This window comes from Streptomyces sp. NPDC087787 (genome assembly GCF_044743035.1).
Classification (GTDB): Bacteria; Actinomycetota; Actinomycetes; order Streptomycetales; family Streptomycetaceae; genus Streptomyces.
The window spans coordinates 1-13,911 of the sequence record NZ_JBIUVQ010000005.1; the positions used below are offsets into that span (position 1 = coordinate 1).

Sequence of the window (13,911 nt, forward strand, 5' to 3'; positions counted from 1 at the left end):
GGCGAGGGTGAGGAGGGCCTGACGACCGGCGCTCAGCCGCCGCCAACGGGAGCCGATCACACGGCGGTGCCGCCGCAACTCCTGAGCGAGGAAGCGAAGGGCAGAGCTGGACACGTCGATGCCGGACGGGTAAACAAGCACGTGAAGCCTCTGGTGGAGACGGTTCTCTTGGTCGAAAACCCATCTACCAGGGGCTTCACCACGTTGTCAGCCCAACTGCCGTGATCCGCACTCAAGTTGGAAAGGGCTCAGTGTCCCTAGCTCTCCGGCACGCCCGTCCCATGCCGGCATCGCAGCAGGCGGTCTTGTGCCCGTCTGCATCCGCATCTACGGTCGACCTCCTCAAGTAGTGCTGCGCCCTTGGGGGAAGCGTGCATCTTGACTTCAGTGCCTTAGTGCGCGAGCTGGGGACGCCTTCCAAGCTCGTTGTCAGCTCGACGCCGGAACTGGCCGAAGAGGTCGAAAAGGAAGCTCGAGAGCGCGTCGGACCGAAACGCGGTGCTTCTTATCTCTACCGCAAGCCAGTGTACGCAATCCCATCAGAATTATTTACCGGAATAGAATCCAGCCCGGCAGAGGTTCTGCGCGAATTAGGGTTGGCCACCACATTCGTTACAGCATCGCCTTTCGCTGACATAGCTCGCCACTGGGCGCATGTACGATACTGCGCTACCCTCAGGAGCAATAGAAAAAAGGTCTTGGCCCTGACTCAGGCGGGCTCCGACATAGTGCACCACCATAAAGTGGCACAGTCAGAACAACTCGGAATTGGCTTAGCTCTAGTGGTGGCCAAAAGGGTCCTTGAGCGGAAATACCCCGGCTGGCTGTTTTCGAGCGTTGACGTGGATGTCGCACTCAACGCTGGCTTCATTGAAGGGGTAGGCCTAGTCCGCCAGAAGAACAAGGCGACAATGCGTCCCGATTATTTCTTGGTCGGCCGTCGCGCCGGGGGCGGAAATTCAGGGTGCAAGGTGTATATCTTGGAGTGCAAGGGGACCCACGGGAACGCGTACCATTCGAAGCAGCAGTTGGCCACAGCTTCTCTTCAAGTAGGTTCCATTGAGGTAGGCGCTCGAACGTTGCCGAGCCTCATTGTTGCCTCTCGTCTGTCCACGAAGGGTGTTTCCATAGACGTACTCGACCCGCCTGGCGATGACGACTTATGGGACGGGGAGTCTGAGGAGTTCGATGCATTAATATCTGAGGATCCTGGACCCCAGCAGTGGACATCGGGCAAGCCCACCTTCGAACAGTTCTTAGCGCGGCAGCGAGAGCTTCTAGGGGTAGGAGAATTTCAAGCCAATGAGGCAGACTTGGAGGCTGCACGCACTGAGTATGAGGCAAGCGTGGGTGAACTGCCCGCCCTATTCCAGGTGCCCGAGGACGGCAAAAAATGGCTATTCCGCATTCTGGCAAGAAATGCGGCTCACTCTGTTCTACGGTTCGCGGGCGACAACACTGCTGCATCGCAATTCGCCTCAACGAGAACCGCAGACTATCAGCGCTTACCCTTAGATGACCTAGCCCCAGACTGGCAGACGTTTACAGTCAGCTCCGAATCCAACATTGATTCACATCGGTTTGTTGGCGTCGAGTATTCCATGCCACTCCCCAACGGTGCATCTCTCGAAATCTTCAGAGGGGTCGAAAAGGGGATGTATGAACGTCTTCGTGAAGGAAGAGTCAGCGCCTACCTGCGGAGAGCTCGCCAACTTCGCGGTTCGTGGGCGCCTGTTGCCACTGGAGCAGCTGCGAACGGTCCCCAGCACCAGGCTGTCTCGGTCGGAAGCGACGGAACCGGCCTGCGGATCCGTGTGGTGTAGTTGCTGCTGGCGCGCCCATCCCGGAACCGCCGGCGGGAGGCAGGCTGGGCCGGGTATTCAGGTCCCTGGCTGCACTCGCTCGGCAGGAGGGGCAGGGGCGGTCTAGCGGCAGCCGCTGGGCCGCCCCGGGCCGTCCGAGGTCACTCGACGCCGACTGACAACGACAGAAGCCACGGCATCTGATCTGGTCAGAGCAGTGGGCTTCTTTTGTGCCGCTGGTCGGCGCAAGGGCTGATCAGTAGACCGGCCACCGATCGCAGTTGCCGGCGCTGCCACGCCCATTGAGACTCCGCCGACCTCGTCGTGTCAGCGATGACAATCAACGCGATTTCTTCTTAGTATTGCTAAGAAATGGGGCAGCCTCCTGCAGTAGAGTCGCAACATTTTGGGCTTTGCGGTCCTCAATCGGAGGTGTTTCTCGACTTGTACACCGGGAATCGATTTCCCTAAAGATTAGATGCCGGAGTAGCGACCTCAGGATGGCGAACGGAACCGGCGCAGAAGCCTTGTATCCAGCATACGCCCCTACGGCCTGATTAATTGAGTCTACTGCCCTTTCACCTGAATGCACAAAACCTGAGCGTGCAGCGTATGATTTCTTTAGCGCCTTCTTGAGTTCATCGACATTTGAGTTGACATCTCCTATACGCGGCCCTGGATGCCAAGATCCGCCCGTGACGCTTCCCCTGGCCCAGTCAATGTCCGGCACCCATACGGATAGTTCTTGCTCAAAGAACGCGTCGGTGATCCCCCGCGTGGCGTATTCGGAGAATCGCTCACCTAGCCTCATATGCGCGTTCTTTTCCAGCAGCTTCGACCTGAGCGCTTCCGCCTGCCTATCCGATAGCGCTTGCGCCTTGATGAATTTTTCCCAGCTTCTAGCCTGATCCCAGACTTCCCAACTGGGACTGAAGTCGTGAAACTCTCCAGCAAGGGTTTCGATTCCCGCTACGATCAGTGTATAAGCTGCTGCGAGGTCTGTCGCGAAAAGGAGGCAGGCGCCGTAGTGAAGCCTCATGGCAGCGTTAATGACTTCCGATTTGCGATCATCAAGGGATCGTATGCCACCCAGAAGATCGCGGAATTCCCCATCTAAGTCGAAACCTTCATCAAGCGGACCCATGAGCCGACGATCAGGGAGATCAGACATGGACAAGAAAACCTTTCGGTTGGGCTCTCCCTCCATGGTGAGCGGCTGGGCAGGTATCACTTCAACCCTTCGGTCTGTCACGAGGGTTAGCGCCGCACCTATATCGTCGGGCAGTTCAAAAGAATTCCCACCTGCATCAAGCCATCCCATCACATGGAGATGTTGGTAAGTTGACCCCGGTATGTAGATGTGACTTGCTGGCTCTATCCGCAACAGGCCTTCCGTTTCGACCTGATTGGGGCCAGGTATGAGAATTTGTCTAAATGATTCAGCGAACTTGAATTCCTTCTTCGCTATGGCTCTGTCAAGCCGGTTCAGCCACCGGGTCAGATTCTGCATGAGCAAGATTATGCACGCACAGGGACGCCATCGTTGGCATTTTCGTGCCCTCTGACATCAAATGAGACGTGCTACAGGAGCGAGGGGCCAAGCCGCAGCCCTGCACCACAAGCGCACCAGGTCGAGCGGGGAACTGCGGGGAACCACGGTGAAAGCCGCCAAGCGGGACGAGGCAGCACCAAGGCCGTTCGCCCAGGTGAGCGCCAAAGTCCGCCGCAAATGATCGCAGCTTCCCAAGCTGAGAGCGCGAGTTCGATTCTCGTCACCCGCTCCAGAGAGAAGCCCCAGGTCAACGGCCTGGGGTTTGTTGTTGTCCAGTCCGACTGAGGGCGGCGACCCTTGGCGTGCCCCAGGCCGGCGGCCGCCCTGAGCTGCGGCAGCGCCTGCAGGAAGCGCTGGAGTGATCAGGCTCCCACGACTCGTCCGACGCCGGCCGCTCCAGTCGTCCCCGCCTCATATCGCCCACCTCCTGGGAAGTCACTCGTCTCACTCGCATTCAACGGACGGAGCGGCCGTCCTGGGCTGCCTGGCGGACGACGAAACCCTTACGTCCGCCGGGGAGCGGTCAGCGCTGCTCGGGGTGTCCGCGCCCGGGCGGCAGCCGGCGTCCCACTGCGAGCGCTGGTTGCCGTGGGCGGGGATGCCTCCGGCGCGCTTCAGCAGGGCGGCGAGGTGCATCAGGTTCCGGGTCATGAAGGTGGTGTTGCGGTTGGTGAAGTCGTTCTCCGGACCGCCCGAGCCCGGGTCGAGGTACGACGGCCCGGGGCCGGCCGCGCCGATCCAGCCGGCGTCCGCCTGTGGCGGGATCGTGTGGCCGAGGTGCTGGAGGCTGTGGAGGACGTTCATGGCGCAGTGCTTCACGCCGTCCTCGTTGCCGGTGATCAGACAGCCGCCGACGCGGCCGTAGTAGGCGTACTGACCCTGGGAGTTGAGCAGCGAGGAGCAGGCGTAGAGACGCTCGATGACCTGCTTGGTGACGGAGCTTGTCGCCCAGCCGGATCGGGCCGGCGAGCACGAGGATGTCGGCGGCCGTCACCTTCTCGTACAGCCCGGGCCAGGCGTCGGTGGCGAAGCCGTGCTCGGTCATGTCCGGGTGGACGCCGGGTGCGATGTCGTGGTCCACGGCGCGGATCAGGTCCGTGGTCACGCCGACGGCGTCCATGATGGCCCGGCTCTTGTCGATCAGGCCCTGGGTGTGGCTGAGCTGCGGGGACGGCTTGAGGGTGCAGTTGACGTAGAGGGCGGTCAGGTCGTCGTAGCGGTACGGGGTGTCGGTGGAGGGTGAGGCTGTCATGGGGGGGGCAGCCTCTCGCACGGTTTCTGGTTCGTCCTGGTTCGACGCACCCGCACATGCCTTACGGAGTCATGACGTACGGGCGCGGTCCCGTGGTGCGGCGCCGGTGCGGACCTAGCGTGGCCGTATGCGCGTACTGGTCACCGGCGGTGCCGGGTTCATCGGGTCCCATGTCGTGTCCGCGCTCCGGGAGCGCGGACACGAGCCGCTCGTGTTCGACGTGCGGAAGGATCCCGGCGCCGACGTACGGGACCCGGCAGCCGTCGGCCGCGCCCTGTCCGGTGTGGACGCCGTGTGCCACCAGGCCGCGATGGTCGGGCTCGGCAACGGGGTCGCCGACGCGGCGGAGTACGTCTCGCGCAATGACCTGGGCACCGCCGTGCTGCTCGCCGCCATGGCGGAGGCCGACGTCGGGCGCCTCGTGCTGGCCGGGTCGATGGTCGTCTACGGGGAGGGGCGGTACGAGTGCCCGCGGCACGGGGTCGTACGGCCCGGGCCGCGGGCCGTCGCCGACCTCGACGCGGGCCGGTTCGAGCCCGCCTGCCCGGTGTGCGGGGACGGCCTCTCCCCCGGCCTGGTCGGCGAGGACGCCCCGGCCGATCCCCGGAACGTGTACGCGGCGACCAAGCTCGCCCAGGAGCACCTGGCCGCCGCCTGGGCCCGCTGCACCGGCGGGTCGGCGGTGTCGCTGCGCTACCACAACGTGTACGGCCCCGGAATGCCCCGCGACACCCCGTACGCCGGTGTCGCCTCCTTCTTCCGCTCGGCGCTCGCCCGGGGCGAAGCACCGCGCGTGTTCGAGGACGGGCGGCAGCTGAGGGACTTCGTGCACGTCCGGGACGTGGCGGCGGCCAACGCGATGGCGCTGGAGGCGGAGGCCGCCCGGGGTGTGCTCACGGCGTACAACACCGCCAGCGGTGAACCGCACACCGTCGGCGAGATGGCACGGGCGCTGGCCGCCGCGCACGGCGGGCCCGAGCCGGTCGTCACTGGTGAGTACCGGCTCGGGGACGTACGGCACATCACCGCGGACTCGTCGCGGCTGCGGGTCGGGCTGGGGTGGAAGCCGGAGGTCGGTTTCGAGGAGGGCATGGCGGAGTTCGCGCGGGCCGGAATGCGGGGGGCGTAGGACCGCGGTGGACCGGTGGTGCTGCCCGCGATCAGGAAGCGGCGGCGGGCAGCACCACCTCGAAGCGGCAGCCGCCGGGAGTGTTGCGTACGGTGGCCCGGCCCTGGTGCGCCTCCACGATCCCCCGGACGATGGCGAGGCCCAGGCCCGCACCGGCCGGGGGCGTCCGGGCGTGCGTGCCGCGCCAGCCGGTGTCGAAGACGCGCGGCAGGTCCTCCTCGGGGATGCCGCCGCAGCCGTCCGTCACCGACAGCACCACGCCCTCGGGGGAACGCTCCGCGGCGACCGCGACCGTGCCGTCGGCCGGCGTCCGGCGGATGGCGTTGACCAGCAGGTTGCCCAGCACCCGGCTCATCTCCCTGCCGTCCACCTCCACCGGTACCGGCTCGATGCGGTCGCCCACCAGCCGCACCCCGTGCTCCCGGGCGAGCGGGTCGGCTCCCGCCAGCGCGTCACCGACCAGGTCGTACAGGGAGATCCGGGTGAGGGCCAGGGGGAGCGTGCCGGCGTGGATGCGGGAGAGCTGGAAGAGGTCGCCGACCATGCCGTTGAGACGCTCGACCTCGGTGCGCATCTGCTTCAGGTAGCGGTCGGGGTCGGCGGCGACGCCGTCCTCCAGGGCCTCCGACATGGCGCGCAGGCCTGCCAGCGGGGTGCGCAGGTCGTGCGAGATCCAGGCGACGAGTTCGCGCCGGGAGGTCTCCAGCGCACGTTCCCGCTCCCGGGATTCGGCGAGTCTGGCGCTGGTGGCCGTCAACTCGCGGCTCAAGAAATCCAGTTCGGCGGTCGTCGGGCCATCGGGGGCGGCGAAGTCGGCGCCGTCACCGAAGGAGCGTGCGGCCACGGCGAGTTCGCGGCTGCGGGCGACGACCCAGCGTCCCAGCAGCAGCGCGGTGGCCAGGGAGACGACGGCCGCCATGGCGACGACGGTCGTGACGACGGTCAGGTCGTGCGGCGACAGGAACATCGCCCGGGCGACGGCGAGCGTGCCCGCGAGCATCGCGACGACCCCGACCGCCGCGACCACGGCGAGCGAGGCGGTCAGCGAGCGGCGCCGGATCAGGCGCAGTACGCCCGCTCCGGCCAGGCCCGTGGCGGCGGCACCGGCGAAGGCGTACAGGGCGATGAGGAGGGTGTCACGCACGGTCAGTCCTCCGCGCCGGTGGGGTCGAAGCGGTAGCCCACGCCCCACACGGTCTGGATCAGGCGGGGCCGGGCCGGGTCGTCCTCCACCTTGCCGCGCAGGCGGCGGACGTGGACCGTGACGGTCGACAGGTCGCCGAAGTCCCAGCCCCACACCTCGCGCATCAGGTCCTCGCGGCCGTAGGCCCGCCCCGGATGGCGCAGGAAGAAGGAGAGCAGGTCGAACTCCCTGAGGGTGAGGGCGAGTTCAGTGCCGTTCTTGGTGGCCCGGCGGGCCGCCGGGTCGACGGCCAGACCGGCCGCCCCCAGTCGGTGTCCCGTGGCGGCGGGCCTGCTGCGGCGCAGCACCGACTCCACGCGCAGCACCAGCTCGCGGGGGCTGAAGGGCTTGGTGACGTAGTCGTCGGCGCCGACCTCCAGGCCCAGGATGCGATCGTCCTCGTCACCGCGGGCGGTGAGCATGATGACCGGCACGGGGCCGTGACCGCGCATACGCCGGCACACCTCCAGGCCGTCCATGCCGGGCAGCATCAGATCGAGCACGACCAGGTCCGGCCAGTGTGCGGTGGCGCGGGTGAGGGCCGTCGGGCCGTCGTCGGCGCGGTCGACGACGTAACCGGCGCGGTCCAGGTACCCGGCGACGACCTCGGCGACGGTCGGATCGTCGTCGACGACCAGGATTCGGGGGGACCCGTCGGCGGCTTGCGCCCCCAGGGGCTCGTACGGCTCCTGCTGCATGCCTCCAGCCTGGCACCGCGCCATCGCCGGTGCGCGCCCGAACACCACTCTGGCCTTGGACGTCCGCGTTTCGTAAGGAGCGGAAGTCCGATATGTACGATTCGGATTCGTAGGGTGAGACCGTGACGACGACTCCTTCGGACGTCGACGTGGTGCTGCCCTGCCTGAACGAGGCCGAGGCCCTTCCCTGGGTGCTCGAACGGATCCCGCCGGGCTGGCGCGCGCTCGTCGTCGACAACGGTTCCACCGACGGCTCGGCCGAGGTCGCCCGCGCGTGCGGCGCGACCGTCGTGCACGAGCCGCGCCGGGGCTTCGGCGCCGCCTGCCACGCCGGGCTGACCGCCGCCACCGCAGACGTGGTGTGCTTCTGCGACGGCGACGCCTCCCTCGACCCGTCGCTCCTCGTCCCCTTCGTCCGTGAAGTCCGGGACGGCGAGGCCGACCTGGTGCTCGGCCGACGGCGTCCGCGCGGCCGGGGCGCGTGGCCCGCGCACGCCCGCGCCGGCAACCTGGCGCTCGCGCGGATGCTGCGCCGCCGCACCGGGCTGAGCCTGCACGACCTCGGTCCCTTGCGCGCCACCCGCCGCGAGCCCCTGCTCGCCCTCGGCCTCACCGACCGGCGCAGCGGCTATCCGCTCCAGATGGTCGTCCGCGCGGCCGACGCCGGCTGGCGGATCACCGAGCACGACGTGCCGTACCTGCCGCGCACCGGAGCCTCGAAGGTGACGGGCACCTGGCGCGGCACCTGGCAGGCCGTACGGGACATGAGCCGCGTGTTGAGCGAACCCCCCGCGCACGGAGGAGGAACCGTCCGTTGACCACGCTCCTCGTCATCGCCAAGGAGCCGCGGCCGGGCCGGGTCAAGACCCGGCTCACCCCGCCGTTCACGCCCGGTCAGGCGGCGGAGCTGGCCGATGCGGCCCTCACGGACACCCTGCACGCCGTGGCGGCCACGCCCGCCTCCCGGCGCGTCCTCGTCCTCGACGGCACCCCCGGCCCCTGGCTGCCGCCCGGCTTCGACGTCGTACCGCAGTGCGCGGGCGGGCTGGACGAGCGGCTGGCGGACGCCTTCGCGCGCTGCGACGGCCCGGCCCTGCTCATCGGCATGGACACCCCGCAGGTGACGCCGGAATTGCTCACCGTGGACTTCGCCGACTGCGACGCCCACTTCGGCCCGGCCGAGGACGGCGGCTTCTGGGCCCTCGGCCTGGCACGCCCCGATCCCGACCTGCTGCGGGGCGTGCCCATGTCGACCTCGGTGACGGGAGCGGCCCAACGGGACCGGCTCCTCACCGCCGGCCTGCGGGTGCGCGACCTGCCACCCCTGCGCGACGTCGACACCGCCGCCGACGCCCACGCCGTCGCCGCCCTGGTCCCGCACGGCCGCTTCGCGGCACGGCTGGCCCGGTGCACGGCGGTCGCGGGGCCGGATGCGCGGCCGGTCACGGGGGTCGACTCGCCGCCGGCCACGGAGCCGGACTCCGGACCGAACTCCCCACCCACCGACCGACCGGACTCCCCACCAAACCCCTGGCCCGTCGCGGAGCCGACTTCGCCCCCGGCCACACCCCGATGAGCACCCCACCCACCACCGCCCTCGCCTGGGCGACCGCCGACCCCTACGCCGCCGCCCTGCGCGCCGGCCGCGGCCCACTGTTCCTGCGCCGCGCCGACGGCTGGCTGCTGCCGCTGGAGGTGGAACGCTGGTGCGCCCGGGCCGACGCGGTCGACCGGGACGTGCTGGACCGCTGCGAGGGAACCGTGCTGGACGTGGGGTGCGGGCCCGGGCGACTGGTGGCGGAACTCGCCGCCCGGGGCCGGGCCGTCCTCGGCATCGACGTCAGCGAGGCCGCCGTGGACCACACCGTGCGGCTCGGGGGTCGGGCGCTGCGGCGCTCGGTCTTCGAGCCGCTGCCCGGCGAGGGGCGCTGGGGCACCGTCCTGCTCATGGACGGCAACGTCGGCATCGGCGGTGACCCGCGTGCGCTCCTGGACCGGATGGCCGGGCTCCTGCGCCCCGGCGGCCTGCTGATCGCCGAGGCCGCACCAATGGACGTCGACGAACGCGCCCAGGTGCAGGTCGTCGACCTCACCGACGCCGGCGGAACCGACGCCCTCTTCCCCTGGGCGAGGCTCGGCACACGGGCGCTGCTCCGGTACGCACAGGGCTGGGAGCGAGCCGGTCAGTGGACGGCCGGTGGGCGGTGCTTCGCCGCCCTGCGCAGCCGCAGCAGCCGCAGCGCCAGCAGCAGCGCCGAACCGCCGAAGAGGACGGCAGTGATCAGCAGCCAGCGGGCGAGGAACACGTCCGCCGGCAGCCCGGTGCCGAACCGGTAGCGTCGCTCCACCATGCCGCTGATCAGCGGGAACCACACGAGAAGGAGCAGCCCGGAGAGGGCCGCCGGTACGCGCACGTATGGCACCCTCCCCCACTGCCTTGAGGGCGTGGGCGGTGCCCCCACCCGGCGCCGGACCGCGCCGAGCCCCCGTACGGCCGCCCGGTCCGCGACCGCGTACAGGGGCAGCAGCACGAGGTCGTGCAGCAGCGCCACCCCCACGAACCACAGCGCCACACCGAACCAGTCGTCCGCGAGCAGCCGCACACCCGCGTAGGCGGCGAGCACGAACGAACAGGCGAGCAGCAGGAGCTGCAGGGGACTGCCGATCGGAATGCGCGGAAGCCGCGGAAGCATCACAGGTCTCCGAACGTCATCCGGGCCACCCACTTGGTGTTGAGCACACCGGGCGCGGCGGGCACGATGATCCGCGCCGGGTGGCCGTGGTCGGGGGACAGCTCCTCGCCGTTGACGTACAGGGCGAGCAGGGAACGCGGGTCGGCCACCTGGTTGGCGCGCAGGGCGGCTTTCCGGAAGGCACCGCTCCGCTGGAGGGACTCGACGAACACGTCCGGCGGGTCGTCGTACCCGACGAGCGCCGCGAGGTCGCGCAGCCGCACCCCGCGCCACCACTGGTCCGACGTCGACCAGCCCTCCACGCAGGCGATGGGCAACGCCGCGCTGTACAGGGGGAGCCGGAGCAACTCGTCCCGGCGGAGGCGGACGGTGCCCGTGCGTCCCGTGACGACGAGCCGCCACGCGTCCTGGCCCGTCTCCGCCGCGTCGATCCCGGCGTACGCGGCGGTCTTGTTGATCTGGAAGCCGTTCGGGCCACTGCCGGGATCGCCGCCGCCGTGCGGTGCGAGGAGGGCGGTGCGCCGCAGCGGACCGTCGAAGTTCTGCCCCACCGTGGTGGCGAACAGCAGCAGCGAGCCGCCCCCGACGAACCACAGGGCACCCCGCCGGGAGACGGTCGGCTCGGCGGGGCGCGGAGACACCAGGTCGTCCTTCTCCTCCCGCAGGTGCCGCAGATTGCGCAGCGCCGTGGGCATCCTCAGCAGCACGTGGGCGACGAACGCGGCGAAGAACACCCACGCCCCGTAGAAGTGCAGCGGGTAGAAGGAGCCGGGGAAGACGTAGTCGAGTTGGACGTTGAGCACACCGGTCACGAACTGGAACAGTGCGCCGCCCACCAGGAGCAGCAGCGAGATCCGCTCCAGGGCGTGCGCGAGCGAGCGGGCCGGCGGCAGCGTGAACAGCCTCGGCACCACGGACCACAGCTTGGCGAGCAGGACGGGGATCAGGGTGATGCCGAGGGTGACGTGGACGCCCTGGTTGAGCCGGTACAGCCAGTGCGGGTTCGTCGGCCAGGCGAAGAGGTAGAAGCCAAGGATCCCCTTGTCCGGTGTCTTGTCGTTCACCGGGGACAGGCCGGGGTTGTAAGCGGCGTACGAGACCAGGCCCGTCATGAACAGCACGGTGATGCCGACGAGCAGGACGAGGCCCAGCACCGAGGTGAACCAGGGGCCGCGCAGGGGGCTGCGCCAGAAGCCGGGCGAGGAGGGAAGCCGCGGGGCGTCGGGGTCGCGCATGTCCCGACGGTAGACCGGAACCACCCCGCGAAAGGGTGCGCAACCCATGACGAAACGCTGACATCGGGCCCGGACCCCACCCCGTGACCGGCCGCGCGGCCTAGCGTTCCGGTGTGATCCGCACCCTGCCCTCCACCGAGCCCTCCACCGAGCCCGGCACCGCGCGCTCCGGCGTGCCCCGCGCCCGGAGCCGTGACCTGTACGCAGCCGGGGCCGCCGTGCTGCTCGTGACGACGGCCGTGCTGGTCGGCCACCACATCCAAGGGACCAGCCGTACGCTGTTCGTCAACTGGCCCCCGCTGTCGGCTTCCTGGGAACCCCACCTCGGCCCCGGCACTCCGGCGGCCGTCCTGGTGGCGATCGCCACCGTGGCCTACGGCCCCTCCCTCGCGGCCCGTCTCCCCTGGCGGGCCCTGGTCCACCTGACGTGGGGCACGGCCATGGCGTGGACCTACTCCCTCGCACTGATCGACGGCTGGCACCGGGGCATCGCAGTCCGGCTCACCACCCGCCACGAGTACCTCCAGGTCATCGACCGCTTCCATGACATCCCGGCGGCGCTGCGGGGCTTCACCCGGCACATCCTGCTCGGCTCCCCCGACAACTGGCCCGCCCACATCGCCGGCCACCCGCCCGCGGCCACGCTCACCTTCGTCCTGCTCGACCGGATCGGACTGCGGGGCGGGGGCTGGGCCGGGGCGTGGTGCATCACCGTCGGGGCGACGGCCTGCGTGGCCGTGCTGGTCACGGTCCGCGCCCTGGCCGACGAGGGACTCGCGCGAGGGGCGGCGCCCTTCCTCGTCCTGGCCCCGACCGCCGTGTGGATGGGCACCTCGGCCGACGCGTACTTCGCGGCGGTGGCCGCGTGGGCGGTGGCGCTGCTCGCACTGGCGGTCACCGGACGGTCTCTGTGGTGGGCGGGGGCGTCCGGGCTGCTGTTCGGCCTGACCTGCTACCTGTCGTACGGCCTCACGCTCGTCGCACTGATCGCGGCGGCGGTACTGGTGCTCGGCCGACACGGGATCCGAGGGCGCCCCGCCCTGCTGGTGCCCCTGCTCGCCGGACTGGCGGTGGTCCCGACGGCGTTCACGCTCGCCGGGTTCAACTGGTGGGAGGCGTACCACCTGCTGGTCACGCGCTACTACCAGGGCGCGGGCGGCATCCGCCCCTACGGCTACTGGGTGTGGGCCAACCTCGCCTGCACGGTACTCATCACGGGCCTGGCGACGGCGGCGGGCCTGCGGCGGACCGGTGCGGTGCTCGTCCGGCGCCGCGGCGACGCCCCCGACCGGGCATCCGAGGCCCGCCTCGCACTCCTCGTGTCCGCAGCACTCCTCGCCCTGCTGGTCGCCGACCTGTCCGGCATGAGCAAGGCGGAGACGGAACGCATCTGGCTTCCCTTCGCGCTGTGGCTGCTCCCGGCGTGCGCATTCCTCGCCCTCCCCCAAGCTCACGGCTCCGCTCAAGCAGGGGGGACCCCCGTCCGCGCTTGGCTCACAGCCCAGGCGCTGCTCGCCCTGCTCCTCAACCATCTGCTGCTCACCGGGTGGTGACCGCTCCCGAGGGGACAGAAGCTTGAGGCCGTGACGATCGCCGTGACGGCCGGAGGCGGCTTCGGAACCGGGGCCGTGGCCACCCGTACGGCGTACTTCCTGAGCTCGACATGGCCGTCGGCGCCACCGACGACCTCGTGGTCAGGGTCGGCCCGGACGTGACCGTCACGGCGCTCGCCCGGCCGGGGACGCGCGTCTTCGACATGACCGGCCGCCCGATGCGCGGCTGGATCGTGGTCGACGGCACCGCGGTCTCGGAGGACTACACGCTCGGCGCATGGCTCGACGAGGGACGCGCCTTCGCCGCGGACCTGCCGCCCAGGTGAGGCACCGCCCATGAGGAACGTGCCTCCGTCACGCACGGCGCGTCCCCGTCTTCGGCCCGGGGACACTGTCCACCCGACACCTGCTCGCGGACGGGCTCCCCGAAGTCGGCCCGCTCCACCGCGTCGGGGGTGCTCACAGCGAACCGGCCCGCAGTACGGCTGCGCCCCTCACCAGCCAGTGGCCGCTGATTGCGCACGCAAGCTCGCCCGGACGCGCTCCGGTCGACGTGCCATCCGGTACGGCTCCACCGATCAGGAGGGGACTGCCGAGCGGCACGGTCCGAGGCCGTGCCCAATCCGTGCCCGTAAGGGCGGACAACCACGGTCAACAGCGGTGCGATCAGATTCATGAAACAGCGGCGGCGCCGCGAATCAACGCAGGTCAGCGGCCGTCTGGCCGCCCAAGCGCCGTCGCTTCCCAAGCTGAGAGCGCGAGTTCGATTCTCGTCACCCGCTCCATGAACAAGGCCCAGGTCAGCGACCTGGGC

10 protein-coding genes and 3 pseudogenes are annotated in these 13,911 nt (G+C 69.4%); 7 read left to right on the forward strand and 6 right to left on the reverse strand.

The features are described from left to right. Positions 1-141, reverse strand: a pseudogene (locus tag ACIOWN_RS09730) (IS5/IS1182 family transposase); the annotation flags it as partial. 230 nt (positions 142-371) lie between these two features. Between ACIOWN_RS09730 and ACIOWN_RS09735 the strand changes: the two are divergent. After that, entirely contained in the window at positions 372-1,823 is a 1,452-nt protein-coding gene (locus ACIOWN_RS09735) for a hypothetical protein (protein ID WP_401981405.1), read from the forward strand. 319 nt (positions 1,824-2,142) lie between these two features. On the opposite strand, the gene ACIOWN_RS09740 is transcribed toward ACIOWN_RS09735, so the two are convergent. Beyond that, positions 2,143-3,312 carry a hypothetical protein gene (locus ACIOWN_RS09740; RefSeq protein WP_401981408.1) on the reverse strand — a complete coding sequence of 390 codons (1,170 nt, stop codon included), beginning with the start codon at positions 3,310-3,312 and terminating at the stop codon, positions 2,143-2,145. A 576-nt stretch (positions 3,313-3,888) separates the two neighbouring features. Beyond that, positions 3,889-4,606, reverse strand: a pseudogene (locus ACIOWN_RS09745) (flavodoxin family protein); the annotation flags it as partial. A gap of 127 nt (positions 4,607-4,733) precedes the next feature. Here ACIOWN_RS09745 and ACIOWN_RS09750 point away from each other — a divergent pair. Beyond that, positions 4,734-5,735: an NAD-dependent epimerase/dehydratase family protein gene (locus ACIOWN_RS09750; protein WP_401981409.1), complete on the forward strand. Its 1,002-nt coding sequence runs from the start codon at positions 4,734-4,736 to the stop codon at positions 5,733-5,735. Positions 5,736-5,766: 31 nt separating this feature from the next. Here the strand turns inward: ACIOWN_RS09750 and ACIOWN_RS09755 are convergent, their stop codons facing one another. Both ACIOWN_RS09755 and ACIOWN_RS09760 read right to left on the reverse strand, forming a co-directional pair. After that, positions 5,767-6,879 (reverse strand): HAMP domain-containing sensor histidine kinase, encoded by a 1,113-nt coding sequence (locus tag ACIOWN_RS09755; protein WP_362350393.1) that lies wholly within the window; start codon positions 6,877-6,879, stop codon positions 5,767-5,769. A gap of 2 nt (positions 6,880-6,881) precedes the next feature. Next, on the reverse strand, positions 6,882-7,616 hold the full coding sequence (locus ACIOWN_RS09760) for a response regulator transcription factor (protein WP_362350395.1): 735 nt from the start codon (positions 7,614-7,616) through the stop codon (positions 6,882-6,884). Between the two features lie 122 nt (positions 7,617-7,738). Between ACIOWN_RS09760 and ACIOWN_RS09765 the strand changes: the two genes are divergently transcribed. From ACIOWN_RS09765 to ACIOWN_RS09775, 3 genes and pseudogenes are all read left to right on the forward strand, one after another. Next, complete coding sequence (locus ACIOWN_RS09765; protein WP_362350397.1) at positions 7,739-8,434, forward strand: glycosyltransferase family 2 protein; 696 nt, start codon at positions 7,739-7,741, stop codon at positions 8,432-8,434. Next, positions 8,431-9,036, forward strand: a pseudogene (locus ACIOWN_RS09770) (DUF2064 domain-containing protein); the annotation flags it as partial. The gene ACIOWN_RS09765 and the pseudogene ACIOWN_RS09770, both read left to right, overlap by 4 nt. A 152-nt stretch (positions 9,037-9,188) precedes the next feature. Continuing rightward, the gene (locus tag ACIOWN_RS09775) at positions 9,189-9,953 is read left to right on the forward strand and encodes a class I SAM-dependent methyltransferase (protein ID WP_401981412.1); all 765 of its coding nucleotides are present in this window, start codon (positions 9,189-9,191) and stop codon (positions 9,951-9,953) included. A 355-nt stretch (positions 9,954-10,308) separates the two neighbouring features. Here ACIOWN_RS09775 and ACIOWN_RS09780 read toward each other — a convergent pair whose 3' ends face one another. Next, a complete protein-coding gene (locus ACIOWN_RS09780) occupies positions 10,309-11,544 on the reverse strand; it encodes a molybdopterin-dependent oxidoreductase (protein ID WP_362350403.1) in 1,236 nt (411 codons plus the stop codon). 173 nt (positions 11,545-11,717) lie between these two features. On the opposite strand from ACIOWN_RS09780, the gene ACIOWN_RS09785 reads away from it, so the two are divergent. Together ACIOWN_RS09785 and ACIOWN_RS09790 are read left to right on the forward strand one after the other, a co-directional pair. Continuing rightward, positions 11,718-13,097 carry a hypothetical protein gene (locus ACIOWN_RS09785; protein WP_362350990.1) on the forward strand — a complete coding sequence of 460 codons (1,380 nt, stop codon included), beginning with the start codon at positions 11,718-11,720 and terminating at the stop codon, positions 13,095-13,097. Positions 13,098-13,207: 110 nt separating this feature from the next. After that, positions 13,208-13,423 carry a hypothetical protein gene (locus ACIOWN_RS09790; RefSeq protein ID WP_362350406.1) on the forward strand — a complete coding sequence of 72 codons (216 nt, stop codon included), beginning with the start codon at positions 13,208-13,210 and terminating at the stop codon, positions 13,421-13,423. Positions 13,424-13,911: the final 488 nt, after the last annotated feature.